Below are 16,293 nucleotides of genomic sequence, written 5' to 3'. Positions count from 1 at the left end.
TTAAATAATATTAAAATTGTCTGCATCTTTTAGAAATGGAAAACTTCTGCGTGTTTTTACCAATTCTTCATAGCCTATGCTAAAAGTGTAAAGGTCTTCATCTTCAGGTTTATAATAAACGGTTTTTCCCATCGGGTCGATACACATAGAATGGCCACTGTGGTAAATTTCTTTTCCGTCGTGTCCAACTCTGTTTGCAGCGATTACATAACTCTGGTTTTCAATCGCTCGTGCAGGGATAAGTGCTTTCCAGTGTGCAGAGCGTTTGTCTGGCCAGCTGGCTATTAATAATAAAATATCGTATTCTTCATTTTGGTTACGTAGCCATACCGGGAAACGAAGGTCGTAGCATATGGCTAATCGTATTTTCCAACCTTTTAATTCGACTATAACTTTATCTTTTCCAGCTGTATAAGTTTTATCTTCGTCACCTAGCCCGAACAAATGTCTTTTGTCATAATAGCTTGAATTGCCGTTTGGCAACATCCAGATTAAACGGTTGTAATAATTCCCGTCTTCTTTAATGATCATACTTCCAGTAACTACAGAATCGTACTTTTCAGCAATCTTATGCATCCACTGCATGGTTTTACCATTCATTTCTTCTGCAAGTTCAGCTGCGTTCATACTAAAGCCCGTATTGAACATTTCGGGTAAAACGATAAGGTCAGTTTTTTCCTTCACGCCCAACGAAAGTCTTAATGAAAGGTTTTGCAGGTTTTTATCAGTGTTTTCCCAGAAAAGATAAGCCTGGAAAATGGTAACTTTTAAATTATTTATATTTAAGTAGTTTGGACTGTCCATTATTCTAATTTATAGGGATGTAAATTATAATTTCATTAGTCTTTCAACGGCTTTTTCAAGGGTTTCTTGCTTTTTGGCGAAACAAAATCGTAATATCCGATGATCGGTACTCTTTGTATAAAAGGCTGAAACCGGGATACTTGCTACCCCATATTCCTTAATAAGCCTTATAGCCATGTCGGTATCTTTTTCTTCATTTAGGTTAGCATAGCTAACGCATTGAAAATAAGAACCGTTACAAGGTAGTAATTTAAACCGGGTTTCCACAAGTAGGCTCCTGAAGAAATCTCGCTTTTTCTGAAAAAAGTCAGAAAGACCCAAGTAAGTTTCTTTGTCTTTTAAATAATTTGTAATGCCAACCTGCATAGGTGTGTTTACGCTAAAAACGTTGAACTGATGCACCTTTTTAAATTCTTTCATTAGAAGCTCCGGTGCCAGACAATAACCCATTTTCCATCCTGTAGCATGTAATAATTTGCCAAAAGAAGCAGTGATGAAGCTTCTTTCTCTTAATTCAGGATACAAAGCGATACTTTGATGTTTATTGTCGTCGAATATAATATGTTCATATACCTCATCACTTAAAATTAAAACGTCGGTATTTTTTGTCAGTTTAATTAAGGCTTTAATATCTTTTTCTGATAAAACACATCCCGTCGGATTTTGCGGACTATTCAGAATGATCATTTTAGTATTTGCTGTAAACAGCTTTTTTACCATTTCCCAGTCTATCTCGTAGTTTGGAGGAGATAGTTCATAAGGTTTAACAAGACCGCCTAGTAATTTAACAGCCGGCGCGTAGCAGTCATAAGCAGGTTCAAAAATGATTACTTCATCTCCAGAACTGATACACGAGCTTAAGGCTGTGAAGATTGCTTGTGTACCACCAGAGGTAATGGTGATTTCCGATTCAGGATGATAGTTAGCACCATATAGGTAGCTTACTTTTTCAGCTATTAGTTCTCTTAGAGCGGGTAAACCAGGCATTGGAGCATATTGATTATAGCCCTTTTGCATTGCATCCGTAACAAAGTTTAATAATTTCGGATCGCAGTCATAATCGGGGAAACCTTGTGATAAATTTATTGCATGGTGCTCTTCTGCTAATTTTGACATTACACTAAAAATGCTAATGCCTGTATGTGGTAATTTTGACTGTATAGATATCATGGCACAACGAAAGTAGAAATAAATATTTTATCGGCTTATATCGGATTTATTTAATAATTTCAGCCTGCTATGAGTTTTAAAACAAAAGAGAGCAAATTGCTGCTCGTTCTTGGTGCCTTTTTTGTTGCCAACGCAATTTTATCGGAGTTTATTGGTGTTAAAATTTTTACAGTAGAGGGGACGTTGGGGATTAAACAATTTGATATTAGTTTGCTTGGCGTACCAAATTTATCCTTTAATATGTCTGCCGGTGTCTTGACCTGGCCAATAATATTTATCATGACCGATATAATTAATGAATATTTCGGAGTAAGACAAGTTCGTTTTTTATCTATACTTACGGCTATTTTAATTTCTTATGCATTTATTGTTGTCGGAGCAGCCATGCATCTTAAACCTTCAGACTTCTGGGTAAATCAAAATATTAACGGGCAGGAACTTAATATGAATACTGCTTTCGCAGGTATATTTGGGCAGGGAATGTGGATCATAGTTGGTTCTATTACCGCTTTTTTAGTTGGACAAATTGCCGATGTTTTGATTTTTCATCGTATAAAAAAAATCACCGGGGATAAAGCACTTTGGTTACGGGCTACAGGCTCTACTGTTGTTTCGCAATTCATTGATAGTTTCGTCGTTATCTTTATCGCATTTTACTTAAATCCTCAGTATAACTGGAGTTTTCAAATGGTGATGGCTATTGGGTTGGTGGGGTATACCTATAAATTTGTTGTAGCTATTTTAATGACCCCGGTTTTATACGTGGTACATGGTGTAATTGATAGCTACCTGGGTAAAGATCTTTCACAACGGATGATAAAAATGGCCGGAAGGAGATAGGACACATGCTCCAATATCTCCCTGGTCACATGTGTCAAATTATAATCTGTTCACTTCAAGTATTTTAAACTCTTGTATACCATCAGGCATTTCCCAGTTAATACTATCACCAGTTCTATATCCGAATAGAGCAATGCCTATTGGTGCAAAGACAGATACTTTCTGAACTTTAATATTTGCTTCTTCAGGCATCACTAATTTAAAAGTGAATTCTTTTCCTGTTTTTACATTGGCGATCCGTGCTTCCGATTTTAAGCAAACTACATCTAAAGGAAGCTCTTCTGCTGAATATATTGTTGCCGCTTTTAGTTCTGCTTGTAGTTTTTCTTTGTTGTAGGTGCTCATGTTTGATTTCTCCAGATGCTCCTTTAGCAATTTAAAATCGCTTTTTGATAATGATAATGATTTTGTTTCCATGATTTTATATGTATTAAATAAGATATTTTAAGTTTCGGAGTTATAAGCCAATATTCAGTGCTATAACGCTTCCTGTTAAAAATTTTAAAAGAATGATTTATCAGAAAATTTCTGAGCCCCTGAATCGAAGAAGGTGAGAGGAATGATTCGGGGCTTAAATAATAAAGTCCTTACTAGTTACCTGGAATGTAAAGCCTAATGGATAGTTTTCTCTAAAAAACCTTTTAAATAGGGCATAGGCTTGTGACTGACTTTTATTATAAGTCACTACAATAGCTTTATGAATGCCTCTTTGTTCCATTTCTGCTAATGTCGTTAGCTTTTTTCAAAAATCAAAGGAAAATGAATATTATGACATTTTTATCCTTTTGTCGAAAACGAAAATTTCAGACTTTAATAGTTTTATTGACTTAAAATCAGGATGCTTAGGGTTTATTAAATAATTATATTCAGCATTAATGATGGCTGAAGGTACTTTTAGTACTGTAGATTTTGCTTCATTTATCCAGTCTTCGCCAATTTTTTGGGTGATGGGCATTTGATGAAATTCAGTCCAACCTTCCTGAAGGTTCTTTTGCTGAATGGTTAGTATCAGAAGGTTGTCAGGTATTTCAATAGTCATTACTTTAAAAGATTGATTCAGACCTATTTGGTTTCTGTGGACTACGTTTTCAAGACAGGCAAGCGATCGTGAACCTGCAGTATAGATCATATCAATATCATTAGGATTCCATCGGGCTGCTCTGCCTGATGCTTTTAATGAATCTGTATATTTAGCTAATCCAATACGAAATACCTGCATAACTAAGCTAAATCACCATATTCTATTCTGATCAGCTCTTCTTCTATAAGGGAAATGCCGGTAATAGTATCCATTAAATCAAAAGGAATTTGATTACCCAGACCATAAGAAGGTATGTTTAACCATTGATGAAATGCTTTTGCAGATCCAAAAACAGCTATACCCTTATCAAATAAAGAAAAAGACTTTAATAGCTTTTCACTTAAAGAAGCATCCAGTTTTGAAGAACTAGATACATAATTCTGGATAGTTTTAACATTCGTTTTAAAAGTGTCCTGGAATTCTTCTTTGGTAAAGCCGGAAAGATTTAAAAAATCAAGGGCAGCTTTTGCCGATAAGCCATTTTTTGAACTGGTAAGCAAACTTATTGGATTGTCATATAGTGATTGGTACGGTGCTATAATTGTACTTTCGGCAACAATTGAAACTTTAACTTTAGTTTTATATGGTTTTGAAGTAGTTGCCATAATGTGAGTGTTTTAGTGTTTATTCAAATGTAAGAATTTTTTCTTTAATTCATGGAATTTTTTCTCTATGTTTTTAAATGTGTTTTGATTTGGTTTGTAAGGTCTTTTAGATCAAAAGGCTTGTTGATAAATCCATCAGCGCAGGCTTCTTCCAGTATTGATTTTTCTGCAGCATGGGCAGACATAATGACAACGGGAATATGGGATGTTTGGTTATTTGTTTTTAGTTTTCGGCATATGTCAATACCATTACCATCAGGTAACATTACATCTAAGATAATGAGATCAATTTTATTTGTAGACAGTCCCTTGTGAAATTCTGATGCTGTTCCAAAAGCTTTAACTTCATAGCCCTCCTCTATAAGCACATATTCAACAATAAATCTAATATCATCATCATCTTCAACCAGGTATATACATTTACTCATAATTAATAAAAGACTTCAGAATATTATAAATTGGGTAGCTTTCAATTAACCAATTTTAGAACAAAAAGGTTTTGGAAATAATAATTTTAGATAGAAAACTGCAATAGAAGGTAAGTTATGTGCGTTTATTTCTAAAATAATATATATTTGGCTTAAATTAAAAAATAAAACATGGAAACAGCATGTGCAGCTTCCATATAATTTAAAAGAAAAAAAATAAAAACATGGAAAAATTTTCAAAAGTTAAAGAATTGTTAGCTTCTATCGAGGCTGATGCTGAGAAATTTTATAATGCAGGTAACAATGCAGCAGGTACAAGAGTACGTAAAGCAATGCAAGATTTAAAAGTTTTAGCTCAGGAGATCCGTACAGAAGTTACAGATAAAAAAAATGCTGCTAAATAATAATTAATAGCTTAAAAGTCAGTAATTTGCTTCGGTGTATTACTGGCTTTTTTTTCAGAGATATGTCATACACACCAAAAAAAACAAGGTATGCAGCAATGCAATATCGCCGTTGTGGTAATAGCGGCTTAAAGCTATCAGCTATTTCTTTAGGTTTATGGCATAATTTTGGCCATGTTGATCAGCTGGAGAACTGTAGTAGCATTTTAAAGCTGGCATTTGACCATGGTATTACCCATTTTGATCTTGCGAACAATTATGGACCACCCCCAGGTTCAGCGGAAGAAAATTTCGGACGACTATTAAAAAGAGATTTTTCAGGATATAGAGATGAAATGATTATCTCAACAAAAGCGGGTTACACTATGTGGGACGGACCCTATGGAGATTGGGGGTCTAAAAAATATCTTGTTTCTAGTTTGGACCAAAGTTTAAAACGTATGGATCTTGATTATGTAGATATTTTTTATCACCATCGCCCAGATCCTGAAACTCCTTTAGAGGAGACAATGGCAGCTCTTGATCTGATCGTTCGTCAGGGAAAAGCGTTGTATGTAGGAATCTCTAATTATGGAGTTGAAGAAACGGCTAAAGCTGTTGCTTTATTAGATAAATTAGGTACACCATGTATTATTCATCAGCCTAAATACTCTATGTATGAGCGCTGGATAGAAAACGGCTTGTTAGATCTTTTGGGTAAAGAAGGCGTAGGTTGTATTCCTTTTTCTCCATTGGCGCAAGGGATGCTGACTGATAAATATCTGAAAGGTATTCCTGAAGATTCCAGAGCGGCAAAATCACATGGATTTTTAAAGAAAGATCAGATTACATCAGAGGTGTTAGCACAATTAAATAAATTGAATGTTATCGCGGAAAGCAGAGGGCAAAAGCTCGCGCAAATGGCTTTATCCTGGATTTTGCGGGACGATCGGATTACTTCTGTTTTGGTGGGGGCAAGTAAACCCGAACAATTGGCTGATTCTTTAAAATGTTTGGATAGTATATATTTCAGTAAAGCGGAACTCGATCAGATCGAAAACATCCTTTCTAAGGCTTAAATTTAATTTCATTCAATCGTGAAACGATTTATTTCTATATTTAGGGATGGAATCATCACAAACTTTACCAGTTCTTGATCCCATTGAGCTTCGTGTTTTAGGAGTGTTAATGGAAAAATCAAAGACAACGCCAGAGTATTATCCGATGACAATCAATGCTATTACACTGGCCTGTAATCAAAAAACATCCCGAAAACCTGTTGTTCAATATGATGATCAAACGGTTATATTGGCACTTGATACCTTGAAAAGGAAAAGTCTTGTTTCTACTGCTACTGGTGGCTCAAGTAGAAGTGTGAAGTATAAACATAATTTTGCAATTGTATTTCCGGTCCTTCCACAGGAAGTGGCCATTATCTGCTTATTGATATTAAGAGGGCCACAAACACCGGGCGAATTAAATACGAATTCAGGAAGAATGTATGAGTTTGAAACATTGGATGGGGTACAGGAAGTATTGGAAAGACTCTCTAATCCGGAAATGCCATATGTAATGCAGCTCCCTAAGCGTGCTGGTCAAAAAGAAGTTCGATATGTTCATTTGTTAGGAGGAGTACCTGACCTTAGTCAGATTGATTTACAGGATGAGATGAACAGCAAGCCTGTAAGTGAATTGGAAAATAGATTAGCCAAAGTAGAGCAGGAGTTAGCCGAGTTAAAAGAGGCTTTTGATAAGCTGATGCAAGAATTGTCCTAATTGATACTTAATACCACCGCTGTTACGTAATAAAGCGTAATGGCAGTGGTATGACCTAAAAATAGTAAACACACAAATTTTATATAATGTCAGAAAACAAAAAACTAAGTATCCATGAAGATTGGGTAGTTGTCATTTTAGGCGCTTTAACCATCTTTTTATCCTTGTCAGGAGTTTTACTACCTGTTCCGGTCTTTGGTTGGAAAAATGCAGCAGAGCTTGCAACGCTGGTATGTTCAGTCTCAAATTTTCAAATCATAGGATTGCAATTCTTGTTTGTAATCACAATAGCAGCATTCGGTGCAATGTTAACAGGTAAATCGGTTAAAAGCGCAGTTTTAACCTTTCCTGTTGTTTATATCCTAACTATCCTGGCCTTAATACTAGCAGGAAATAGTCAGGTAAAAGCACTAAACCTGGAAGCTGTCATATTCAGCTTAACAATAGGATTAATAATTGGTAATTTCTTTAAGCTTCCGGAGTGGTTTAAAACATCCCTGTCTACCGAGTTGTTTGTCAAAATAGGATTGGTACTATTGGGGACCACCGTAATTTTTTCGGAGATTTTAAATGCAGGTTCCAAGGGACTGCTACAATCATTAGCAGTAGTATTATCAGTATGGTATTTTGCTTTTTGGCTATGTAAGAAGTTAAAAGTTGACAGTGAACTAACTATGATGATTTCCAGTGCGGTATCCATATGTGGTGTTTCTGCTGCAATAGCAACTTCAGGAGCTATCAAAGGCGATTCTAAAAAGCTTTCCTACGTTATTTCTATGGTTTTAATTACAGCCATACCAATGATGATCTTTATGCCATATATTGCACAATACTTTAATTTTCCTCAGGCGGTAACAGGTGCATGGCTAGGTGGGAGCATTGATACAACAGGTGCAGTTGTTGCATCAGGTAGTCTGGTAGGAGAAGAAGCATTAAAAATCAGTACAATTGTAAAATTTTCTCAAAATGTTTTACTCGGAATTGCGGCATTTGTAATTTCCATTTACTGGACATATACAGAGCATCCGGGAGGAAAAGATGCAGCATCAAAACCAACATTAAAAGTGATTTGGGAACGCTTTCCTAAATTTGTATTAGGTTTTGTTGGGGCATCACTGCTATTTTCTTTCTTTATTACTCCTGAAGTAAATAAAGAAGTCAAAGGTATGCTTAAAAATATGCAAGGTTTGTGGTTTGCACTGGCATTTACAAGCATTGGATTAGAAACTAATTTTAAAGATCTTTTTGGGAAAAATAGTAAAACACCTTTCTATGCTTTTTTAATCGCTCAAGGATTCAATATTATCATCACGTTAATTATTGCATACTTCTTGTTTAGCTGATAAGCGAAGTTTTTAGTTTATCTCCTGTTTGTCACTCTATATTGGCATCAGGAGATAAACATTTTATGATCCCTTTGATCTAGTTGTCCATTATTGTTAAATGTAATAGCATTATTTAAATCAGCTTTAGTATCAGATTTAGCAATGTTAGTTAAGATTTCATTGTATTTTTCTAATAATGAAATATACTTATTCATCCAATAATGGACTGAACTATCACCATTTTCGGTTTTCGTGTCGGATCCAGGTGAAAAACCTGTTGAAACATGGTTGCGGCCTTTTGCAAATTCCTCTGGAAATTCATTAGAGAAATCATAGTTTATAGCCTGACCAATTTTACAAATAGTCTCCAGACTTAAATGTCCATGCTCAAACCAGTTATAAATAGATGTTCTACTAACATGTAGTATACGTGAAAGTTCGCTGATTCCGATTTTAGTCCGAACAATACGTTCAATTACATCCCCTTTGTTTGAAATCATTAGTAAATAGCTTAAAATGTAAATTAATTCTATTATCTAAATATTTGGATTAGAGGGATGTGCTAATCTTAATGAAAGTTATAAAAAAAAATATTAATAATGAATAAAAATTAAAAATTAATCTATTCTTAACATAGATCGCCTGCAAATTAATTTACATCAAAACTAACTCATAATTCTAGGTATATTAACTGCTTTTGTCATTTTCGTTTAATGCATCAGTGCCCGACATGTTTCATTTGGAGATGAATAAAATCTTAAAAGAACTTAGCCTTGTTCAATTGTAAACGTATAACTGTGCAATTGGGTTTACATTGTTGTATAAAGTTTACAATTTTATACTACAAATCGAAAAATCCTTTATCTTCTTGAGATATATTACATAGATTTATTCAACGAATTACTTTTCTGCTCGGAAGTCTAAATCAATAGCAAGGGAAGGATTTAAGTGTCTTAAGTTACAATTCAAAATCGGATAATGTAACTGATGTAGCGAAGCTATATAGTCTCATTAAAACTGGGTAATCATTTTACACTATTCAGGGTGTTGCAAAACACAAAAAAACTCAATTAGCATATAAACTAAAATATTCAAGATGTTAAATACGCAACCAAGAATTGCTATTATTGGCCTGGGTTATGTAGGCTTACCTTTAGCTGTAGAATTTGCCAAGAAATATAAAGTACTCGGGTTTGATATAAATGCTGAACGCATATCCGAACTCAACTCAGGCTTTGATCATACGCTTGAAATAGGCGGGGAAGAGCTAAAGCATGTACTTACAAAAGATTGTACTTCTCCAGTAGGTTTATATTGCACCAATAATATTGAAGAAATAAGACAGTGTACTATATATATAGTTACAGTACCAACACCTGTTGATAAGAACAACCGTCCGGATCTAACACCTCTAATAAAAGCAAGTGTAACTGTTGGGCAAGTCCTTAAAAGGGGAGATATCGTCATTTATGAATCTACTGTTTATCCTGGCGTTACGGAAGATGAATGTGTACCTGTTTTAGCTAAAATATCTGGCCTAGAATTTAATGTAGATTTTTTTGCAGGTTATTCACCTGAACGTATCAATCCAGGAGATAAGAAGCATACTGTAGCCAATATCCTTAAAATAACCTCGGGTTCGACACCAGAAATAGCAGAAATCATAGACCAGTTATACAATTCGATTATTGTTGCAGGAACCCACAAGGCCTCTTCTATTAAGGTAGCAGAAGCAGCCAAGATTATTGAGAATGCCCAGCGTGACATTAATATTGCTTTTGTTAATGAACTGGCAATGATCTTTAATCGATTAGGTATCAACACGACCGATGTATTAAATGCGGCCAGTACAAAATGGAATTTTTTAAATTTTAAACCCGGTCTTGTTGGCGGACATTGTATAGGAGTAGATCCTTATTACCTGGCGCAGAAGGCACAGGAAGCAGGATATTATCCAGAGATTATTTTAGCTGGCAGAAGGGTGAACGACGGAATGGGAGCCTATGTGGCTGATCAGTTAATTAAGCAAATGGTACAACAGAAAACACAAATTACTGAAGCTAAAGTACTTATTTTGGGTTTTACATTTAAAGAAAACTGCCCAGATGTTCGTAACACTAAAGTTATTGATATTATTAACCGTTTAAAGGAGTATAACGTCCATGTCACAGTTCATGATCCATGGGCAAACGTAGCACATGCTAAACATGAGTATGGAATTATATGCGAAAATGGAGAATCAAAGACCCGGAAATATGATGGAATAATATTGGCAGTTGCTCATGATGAGTTTAAAGATATTAAACTCGCTGAGTTATCTAAAAAAAATACAGTGGTGTACGATATCAAATCAGTTTTGCCTAATGCGATGGTAAGTTCGCGTCTTTAATAACATGAGCTTAAAAGAAAAAACAGTAACGGGCATTATTTGGTCAATTGGTCAGCAATTCAGTTCGAAGTTAGTTGGCTTTTTTATAACAATAGTTTTGGCCAGAATATTAACTCCAGAGGAGTTTGGGTTGATAGCTATGTTGTCAATTTTTATATCCATTGGTAATACATTGTTAGAAAGCGGCCTTACAACTTCTCTAATAAGAACTGCTGATGTCTCTCAAAAGGATCTTTCTACAGTTTTTTATTTTAATTTGATTGGAAGCATATTTTTATATCTCATTTTATTTTTAACAGCTCCTGCAATCTCAGCGTTTTATCATCAGGATGTTTTAACAAAAATAGTCAGGGTCTATGGTTTAACACTTATCATAAATGCATTTTTCGTTGTTCAAAGTACCCTGTTGATCAAAGAGATGAGGTTTAAAACACAAACCAATATTCAGATACCCTCCGCTATAGCCGGTGGACTTTTAGGGATTTTACTTGCTAAAATGGGATATGGTGTTTGGAGTTTGGTATGGATGAGTCTGTTTACAGCATTTTTATCAACTCTATTACATTGGATATATTCTGGTTGGCGTCCATTGCTCGTTTTTGATAAAGCTAGTTTTAACCGACATTTCCATTTTGGTTATAAAATGACTCTGTCTGGACTATTGGAGACAATCTATCAAAATATTTATACACTAATTATAGGAAAGTACTATTCTGCTGCACAATTAGGGTTTTATTCAAGAGCCTCTTCAATTAGTCAGCTGCCCATTGAAAATGTATCAAATGCTATTAGCAAAGTAACCTATCCGATGTTCTCTGAAATATCCCAAAATGATGAACAACTTAAAAGGGTCAATAAGAAAGTTATGCAACAGGTTGTCTTTTGGAATGCCCCGATGCTCATATCACTTTGTGTTGTTGCAGAACCTCTTTTCAGATTTCTATTGACCGATAAATGGCTACCAGCTGTTCCTTATTTTCAGATACTTTGTATTGCAGGGATTTTACACCCGTTGCATTCATACAACTTGAATATTTTAAAGGTAAAAGGGAGGAGTGATCTATTTTTAAAATTGGAAATTATAAAAAAGATTATGAGTGCAGTAGGTATATTATGTGTAATACCATTTGGTATTTACGGACTACTATATTTTCAACTATTTTTTACCTTCATAGGATTCTATATCAATTCTATTTATAGTGGAAAACTTATTGGATATCCGGTTACAGAACAAATTGTAGATATTTTGCCTATGATCGCTTTATCAGCGCTTATCGGAGTACTAACTTACCTGCTTAATTATTATTTAATACTTCCTTTAAATTTTAACGACTTGTCCCTGATTATTATAGGTATTCTGTTTTATTATTCTATTTATTTAAGCTTTAGCAATCTTGTAAACCTTGAGGCAGTAATAGAATTTAAACAAATGATCCGGGGATTCAGAATGATCTAATATATAAACTATCAGCCAAATAACATGGCAATCGAAGAAAAATAGTATAAATGGACATTTAAGAAAACAAATAGTTATGGAGAAAATTGAACACGAAGTAATGCTTAGTATCTGCTGTGTAACTTATAACCACGAAAAGTATATTGCACAGGCAATCGAAGGCTTCTTAATGCAAAAAACAACTTTTAAGTACGAGATATTAATCGGCGAAGATTGTTCTACTGATGGAACCAGGAAAATAGTAGATGAATATGCCGCTAAATATCCCGATAGAATCAAGTTAATCACTTCAGAAACTAATGTTGGTGCTCATCAAAATGTAGTAAGGGTAATTAAAGAAGTAAAAGGTAAATACATCGCACTATGTGATGGGGATGATTATTGGACAAATCCATTAAAATTACAAAAGCAAGTCGATTTTCTGGATCAAAACCAAGATTATATCATGTGTTGTCATTATTCGAAAAGAATAAAAGAAAATAATGAGATATATTATATGAACCTGAATCCTAAACCTATAGTCTATTCTTTTGAGGATATCTTGTTCGATAATGACTTTGAAACAGTTCTTCTTTCCGTTGTTTTTAGAAATACCGCTGAAATTAATGAGATGTATAAAGCTGATTGGTTTTATAAAAGCAACGCGCCTGATAGATTTCTTAAACTGTATGCAACTTTTACATCTGGAAAAAATATTTACGTTCTGCCCGAAGTAATGAGTTGCTATAGAAAGCATAGCGGAGGTATCTGGAGTACAATACATCCCAAAATTATAAAACAAAGAACACTTAGCGATTTATACCTGATTGTTAAAATTTTTAAATACTCCAGAATTCAGAGAATTAAACTGCTGCTATATTATCTAAAGAACTATTTCTTGTTTGAAGTCAAAGATCATAGCATTCAGAATGCCTTTAGCACAATAAAGATGATACTGTAATTTATATCAGGTTGTTAAAGTAGTATATAATTAAAACAGTTACTAAAGATGAAATATATTAGAATAGTTATTTTATTTCTAATTTTCTGTAATCTGCCAAGTTATTTTTTAGCTAAGGTTAGTGCCTCTTCAGGCCAGATTTTGAGCTATGGCACCTTTTTGCTTATTATGACCTACTATTTTTTTAGCGAAAAGAAGAAGCTAATCACACCATTTATTGTTTTGGGAATTTTATTCTTTTTGATATCAATACTGGTAAGTGCTGAAAATGCTCAAACTTATTTGGTTACGCTTATTAAATACTTCCTCATTATTATTATGGGGGCTGCTGTAGTAAATGATACCTCTAAAGAAGAAATGTATGTAGTCCTTTTACTGGGGTGTTTAAGTATCATTCACGAATCGATTTTTGTAGAAGGTATAGGAGGAAGATTTAGGGGATTTTATTTAAATCCTAATGCAGCAGGATACGCATGTATACTTGGCTACTGTTTAAGCTTCGCAATCGACAACAAAAAGTTAAAAATTATTGGACAAATATTGTTTTCGATTGCAGGTTTTATGACTTTCTCCAGAACTTTTTTGCTGATTTGGGTACTAATTAATCTTTGCTCACTACTAATTAGTTATAAAAATGCTTATAAAATTGTTATTGGAGCAGTGTTGTTTACGTTGTTTCTTTCTTTTGGTAGTGAGTTAAATTTAAATTCTAAAAGAATGAATGCATTTTCCGGAATACTCGAGGGAAAAGCAAATGAGGATTTAAAGGAAGATTCCCGGGAAGAAACCTGGTCAAATTATTACGGTGAAATTTTAAACAATCCGATCCTTGGCAATGGATATCATTCCTTTAGCGGAAAAATTTCGGGCTCGGAAAGTGATGGGTTTACCATTCGAAATGGCGTACATAACACATTTTTAATGATATTAGGTGAGGCCGGTTTTTTTGTTCTGCTGTATTTTTTATGGATTTATGGAGTCTTACTAGTCAATGGCATGAGAATGTTTAGCTATAATCCATTGATTTTTTTTGTATCATTTTCTCTAATCATGTACATGCTCACAAATCATAATTATTTTGAAAATAATCTGGTACTGTTTGTTTCCCTATGGTTATATATTCAAATAGATAGGTGGAAAAATGAAGAGACTTCTGTTGATGAAATACGCACTTTCAGACCAGCCTTATCAAATCAAAACATTTAGAATATGTGTGGAATTTATTTAACAAATATCCCTTTTTCAGAAGAGGAGGTGAAATCGAAGCTTAAAACCATACAATTCAGGGGACCTGATTATTTGGGTATTCATAAACAAGCCGATTTAATTTTCGGGCATTTACGATTATCTATTTTAGACCTAAATGTCCGTTCCCATCAACCGATGGCTTTTGAAGACTTGATGATAGTATTTAACGGGGAGATTTATAATTTCCATGAGCTAAGAAACGATTTGATAAGCCTGGGCTATACTTTTAGCACAACCGGTGACACAGAAGTGCTTTTAAAAGGATATAAAGCATGGGGGGCATCTTTGGTAACCAAGCTAAATGGGATGTTCGCTTTTGCAATATACAATTCGACATCAGGAAAAATATTTTGTTCAAGGGATCGATTGGGCGTAAAACCGTTTTATTATTCCTGGAAAGATGGACAATTTGAAATTTGCAGTCAACTACGCCCTATAAGCGAAAACAAACAAATAAACGAAGAAGCCATTTCTATGTATTTAGATTGTGGTTACATTCCCAGCCCTTATACTATATATCAAAACGTTTACAAATTACCTCCAGGGAACAACTTCGAAATTGATTTGAGCACACAAAAATACGAAATTATAGAGTATTGGAATTTAAAGAGAGTAGCCGAAACAAATATATCTTATAAAGAGGCCAAGGAAAAGCTCCATGGCTTGTTAAAGGAGGCCGTAAAAATACGATTACAATCGGATGTCCCTTTTGGAACATTTCTTTCCGGAGGGATAGATTCTGCCTTGGTATCCAGCATAGCAGCTAAAGTTTCAAATGCTCCTATCCGTACATTTTCAATCGGATTTGAAGATCTTAAATATGATGAGAGTAAAATCGCAGCCAGCTACGCTAAGATAATAGGTTCTCAGCATACAGAAACAATTTGTAAGCCCGATGATATATTAGAAATGATACCCAAGCTTATAGAGGTTTATGATGAGCCCTTTGCAGATAGTTCAGCTTTACCTTCATTACTTTTAAATAAGGTGACCAAACAATCTGTTACCATGGCATTATCAGGCGATGGTGGAGATGAAAGTTTCTTTGGGTATAATCATTTCAGACTGGTCACTTACGCTAATAAAATTACGCTCGTGCCACGTTTCTTAAGGAAGTTAGCTTCAAAAGTATTGAATTTAAATATCTTAGGACGTAGAAGCCAGCCCTATAAAGGGATGTTAAATGTTGGCTCAAAGTATGACTTTATTGCAGGAATATTTGTAGGATATGATTCGCTTTTAAAAAAGCGAGATTTTAGTTGGCTATCTCATTACAATACTTACAAAAACTCGTCTAATAATTTACTACAAGCAACAGCTGATTTGAACATTAAACTATGGTTAGAAAACGATAGTAATGCCAAAGTTGACAGAGCAAGTATGGCATATTCGGTAGAAGTAAGGAGCCCTTTTTTAGACTACAATATCATAGAATTTGCAAGAACGCTTCCTGTAGCATTTCGCTATGAAGACGGAAATAGGAAAAGAATATTAAAAGATATTCTTAAAGAGTATATTCCAGAAGAAGTATTTGATCAGCCTAAAAAAGGATTTGCAGTACCATTAGATGGTTGGATTAGAAACGAACTGCGTAAAGACTTTGAAGAAAATTTAACAGATGATTTTTTATACAAGGTTCCCAATTTAGACGTAAGTAGATTTAAATCTATGTTTCAGCAGCATTTAAATGGTGATCACGACTATTCATCTTACATATGGCGGTTATATGTGTTGTCGAGATGGTATCAGGAATTTGGATTTTACAAAAGAAAAACGATTGAAAAAACCATCAAAAAAAGTGTACAAGTTCAATTACACGCTTAAAGTTTAATAATCAACCACATGTTA

At 34.3% G+C, this 16,293-nt stretch carries 17 protein-coding genes; 10 read left to right on the top strand and 7 right to left on the bottom strand.

Translation table 11 applies throughout. The features are described from left to right. Entirely contained in the window at positions 1 to 804 is an 804-nt protein-coding gene (locus R2Q84_RS01965) for a nitrilase family protein (RefSeq protein ID WP_316814840.1), read from the bottom strand. Between the two features lie 24 nt (positions 805 to 828). Continuing rightward, the gene (locus tag R2Q84_RS01960) at positions 829 to 1,974 is read right to left on the bottom strand and encodes a methionine aminotransferase (RefSeq protein ID WP_316814839.1); all 1,146 of its coding nucleotides are present in this window, start codon (positions 1,972 to 1,974) and stop codon (positions 829 to 831) included. A 69-nt stretch (positions 1,975 to 2,043) separates the two neighbouring features. On the opposite strand from R2Q84_RS01960, the gene R2Q84_RS01955 reads away from it, so the two are divergent. After that, positions 2,044 to 2,814, top strand: a complete 771-nt coding sequence (locus R2Q84_RS01955) for a queuosine precursor transporter (protein WP_316814838.1) — start codon at positions 2,044 to 2,046, stop codon at positions 2,812 to 2,814. Between the two features lie 39 nt (positions 2,815 to 2,853). Here R2Q84_RS01955 and R2Q84_RS01950 read toward each other — a convergent pair whose 3' ends face one another. The 4 genes from R2Q84_RS01950 to R2Q84_RS01935 all read right to left on the bottom strand — a co-directional run bounded on the left by R2Q84_RS01950 (position 2,854) and on the right by R2Q84_RS01935 (position 4,928). Beyond that, positions 2,854 to 3,231 (bottom strand): GreA/GreB family elongation factor, encoded by a 378-nt coding sequence (locus tag R2Q84_RS01950; protein ID WP_316814837.1) that lies wholly within the window; start codon positions 3,229 to 3,231, stop codon positions 2,854 to 2,856. Between the two features lie 349 nt (positions 3,232 to 3,580). Next, positions 3,581 to 4,033 (bottom strand): RES family NAD+ phosphorylase, encoded by a 453-nt coding sequence (locus R2Q84_RS01945; protein ID WP_316814836.1) that lies wholly within the window; start codon positions 4,031 to 4,033, stop codon positions 3,581 to 3,583. A 2-nt stretch (positions 4,034 to 4,035) separates the two neighbouring features. Beyond that, positions 4,036 to 4,500: an antitoxin Xre/MbcA/ParS toxin-binding domain-containing protein gene (locus R2Q84_RS01940; RefSeq protein ID WP_316814835.1), complete on the bottom strand. Its 465-nt coding sequence runs from the start codon at positions 4,498 to 4,500 to the stop codon at positions 4,036 to 4,038. A 65-nt stretch (positions 4,501 to 4,565) separates the two neighbouring features. Further along, positions 4,566 to 4,928 (bottom strand): response regulator, encoded by a 363-nt coding sequence (locus R2Q84_RS01935; RefSeq protein WP_316814834.1) that lies wholly within the window; start codon positions 4,926 to 4,928, stop codon positions 4,566 to 4,568. Between the two features lie 224 nt (positions 4,929 to 5,152). Here R2Q84_RS01935 and R2Q84_RS01930 point away from each other — a divergent pair, with 224 nt between their 5' ends. The 4 genes from R2Q84_RS01930 (at position 5,153) to R2Q84_RS01915 (ending at position 8,430) form a co-directional block, all read left to right on the top strand. After that, positions 5,153 to 5,332, top strand: a complete 180-nt coding sequence (locus tag R2Q84_RS01930; protein ID WP_316814833.1) for a histone H1 — start codon at positions 5,153 to 5,155, stop codon at positions 5,330 to 5,332. Between the two features lie 62 nt (positions 5,333 to 5,394). Next, positions 5,395 to 6,390 carry an L-glyceraldehyde 3-phosphate reductase gene (mgrA, locus tag R2Q84_RS01925; protein ID WP_316814832.1) on the top strand — a complete coding sequence of 332 codons (996 nt, stop codon included), beginning with the start codon at positions 5,395 to 5,397 and terminating at the stop codon, positions 6,388 to 6,390. 46 nt (positions 6,391 to 6,436) lie between these two features. Next, the gene (locus tag R2Q84_RS01920) at positions 6,437 to 7,087 is read left to right on the top strand and encodes a YceH family protein (protein WP_316814831.1); all 651 of its coding nucleotides are present in this window, start codon (positions 6,437 to 6,439) and stop codon (positions 7,085 to 7,087) included. Between the two features lie 86 nt (positions 7,088 to 7,173). After that, a complete protein-coding gene (locus tag R2Q84_RS01915) occupies positions 7,174 to 8,430 on the top strand; it encodes a YeiH family protein (protein WP_316814830.1) in 1,257 nt (418 codons plus the stop codon). Between the two features lie 47 nt (positions 8,431 to 8,477). On the opposite strand, the gene R2Q84_RS01910 is transcribed toward R2Q84_RS01915, so the two are convergent. Next, positions 8,478 to 8,912, bottom strand: a complete 435-nt coding sequence (locus R2Q84_RS01910; protein WP_316814829.1) for a helix-turn-helix transcriptional regulator — start codon at positions 8,910 to 8,912, stop codon at positions 8,478 to 8,480. Between the two features lie 596 nt (positions 8,913 to 9,508). Between R2Q84_RS01910 and R2Q84_RS01905 the strand changes: the two genes are divergently transcribed. From R2Q84_RS01905 to asnB, 5 genes are all read left to right on the top strand, one after another. After that, positions 9,509 to 10,801, top strand: coding sequence for a nucleotide sugar dehydrogenase (locus tag R2Q84_RS01905; protein WP_316814828.1), 1,293 nt, complete (start codon positions 9,509 to 9,511; stop codon positions 10,799 to 10,801). Positions 10,802 to 10,805: 4 nt separating this feature from the next. Further along, entirely contained in the window at positions 10,806 to 12,257 is a 1,452-nt protein-coding gene (locus R2Q84_RS01900; RefSeq protein WP_316814827.1) for a lipopolysaccharide biosynthesis protein, read from the top strand. Positions 12,258 to 12,333: 76 nt separating this feature from the next. Next, a complete protein-coding gene (locus R2Q84_RS01895) occupies positions 12,334 to 13,197 on the top strand; it encodes a glycosyltransferase family 2 protein (RefSeq protein ID WP_316814826.1) in 864 nt (287 codons plus the stop codon). A gap of 48 nt (positions 13,198 to 13,245) precedes the next feature. Continuing rightward, a complete protein-coding gene (locus tag R2Q84_RS01890) occupies positions 13,246 to 14,403 on the top strand; it encodes an O-antigen ligase family protein (RefSeq protein ID WP_316814825.1) in 1,158 nt (385 codons plus the stop codon). 3 nt (positions 14,404 to 14,406) lie between these two features. Continuing rightward, complete coding sequence (gene asnB / locus R2Q84_RS01885) at positions 14,407 to 16,269, top strand: asparagine synthase (glutamine-hydrolyzing) (protein ID WP_316814824.1); 1,863 nt, start codon at positions 14,407 to 14,409, stop codon at positions 16,267 to 16,269. Positions 16,270 to 16,293 lie beyond the last annotated feature (24 nt).

This window comes from Pedobacter nyackensis (assembly GCF_032678475.1).
GTDB lineage: Bacteria > Bacteroidota > Bacteroidia > Sphingobacteriales > Sphingobacteriaceae > Pedobacter > Pedobacter nyackensis_A.
Note: the sequence above shows the minus strand (reverse complement) of the source record. Positions and strands in the feature narration are given on the sequence as shown.

Coding starts and splice junctions, on each gene's coding strand:
- R2Q84_RS01955 (WP_316814838.1), top strand. CDS start 2,044: ATGAGTTTTAAAACAAAAGAGAGCAAATTGCTGCTCGTTCTTGGTGCC.
- R2Q84_RS01895 (WP_316814826.1), top strand. CDS start 12,334: ATGGAGAAAATTGAACACGAAGTAATGCTTAGTATCTGCTGTGTAACT.
- R2Q84_RS01900 (WP_316814827.1), top strand. CDS start 10,806: ATGAGCTTAAAAGAAAAAACAGTAACGGGCATTATTTGGTCAATTGGT.
- R2Q84_RS01950 (WP_316814837.1), bottom strand. CDS start 3,231: ATGGAAACAAAATCATTATCATTATCAAAAAGCGATTTTAAATTGCTA.
- R2Q84_RS01960 (WP_316814839.1), bottom strand. CDS start 1,974: ATGATATCTATACAGTCAAAATTACCACATACAGGCATTAGCATTTTT.
- R2Q84_RS01890 (WP_316814825.1), top strand. CDS start 13,246: ATGAAATATATTAGAATAGTTATTTTATTTCTAATTTTCTGTAATCTG.
- R2Q84_RS01945 (WP_316814836.1), bottom strand. CDS start 4,033: ATGCAGGTATTTCGTATTGGATTAGCTAAATATACAGATTCATTAAAA.
- asnB (WP_316814824.1), top strand. CDS start 14,407: ATGTGTGGAATTTATTTAACAAATATCCCTTTTTCAGAAGAGGAGGTG.
- R2Q84_RS01915 (WP_316814830.1), top strand. CDS start 7,174: ATGTCAGAAAACAAAAAACTAAGTATCCATGAAGATTGGGTAGTTGTC.
- R2Q84_RS01965 (WP_316814840.1), bottom strand. CDS start 804: ATGGACAGTCCAAACTACTTAAATATAAATAATTTAAAAGTTACCATT.
- R2Q84_RS01935 (WP_316814834.1), bottom strand. CDS start 4,928: ATGAGTAAATGTATATACCTGGTTGAAGATGATGATGATATTAGATTT.
- R2Q84_RS01930 (WP_316814833.1), top strand. CDS start 5,153: ATGGAAAAATTTTCAAAAGTTAAAGAATTGTTAGCTTCTATCGAGGCT.
- R2Q84_RS01920 (WP_316814831.1), top strand. CDS start 6,437: ATGGAATCATCACAAACTTTACCAGTTCTTGATCCCATTGAGCTTCGT.
- R2Q84_RS01910 (WP_316814829.1), bottom strand. CDS start 8,912: ATGATTTCAAACAAAGGGGATGTAATTGAACGTATTGTTCGGACTAAA.
- R2Q84_RS01905 (WP_316814828.1), top strand. CDS start 9,509: ATGTTAAATACGCAACCAAGAATTGCTATTATTGGCCTGGGTTATGTA.
- mgrA (WP_316814832.1), top strand. CDS start 5,395: ATGTCATACACACCAAAAAAAACAAGGTATGCAGCAATGCAATATCGC.
- R2Q84_RS01940 (WP_316814835.1), bottom strand. CDS start 4,500: ATGGCAACTACTTCAAAACCATATAAAACTAAAGTTAAAGTTTCAATT.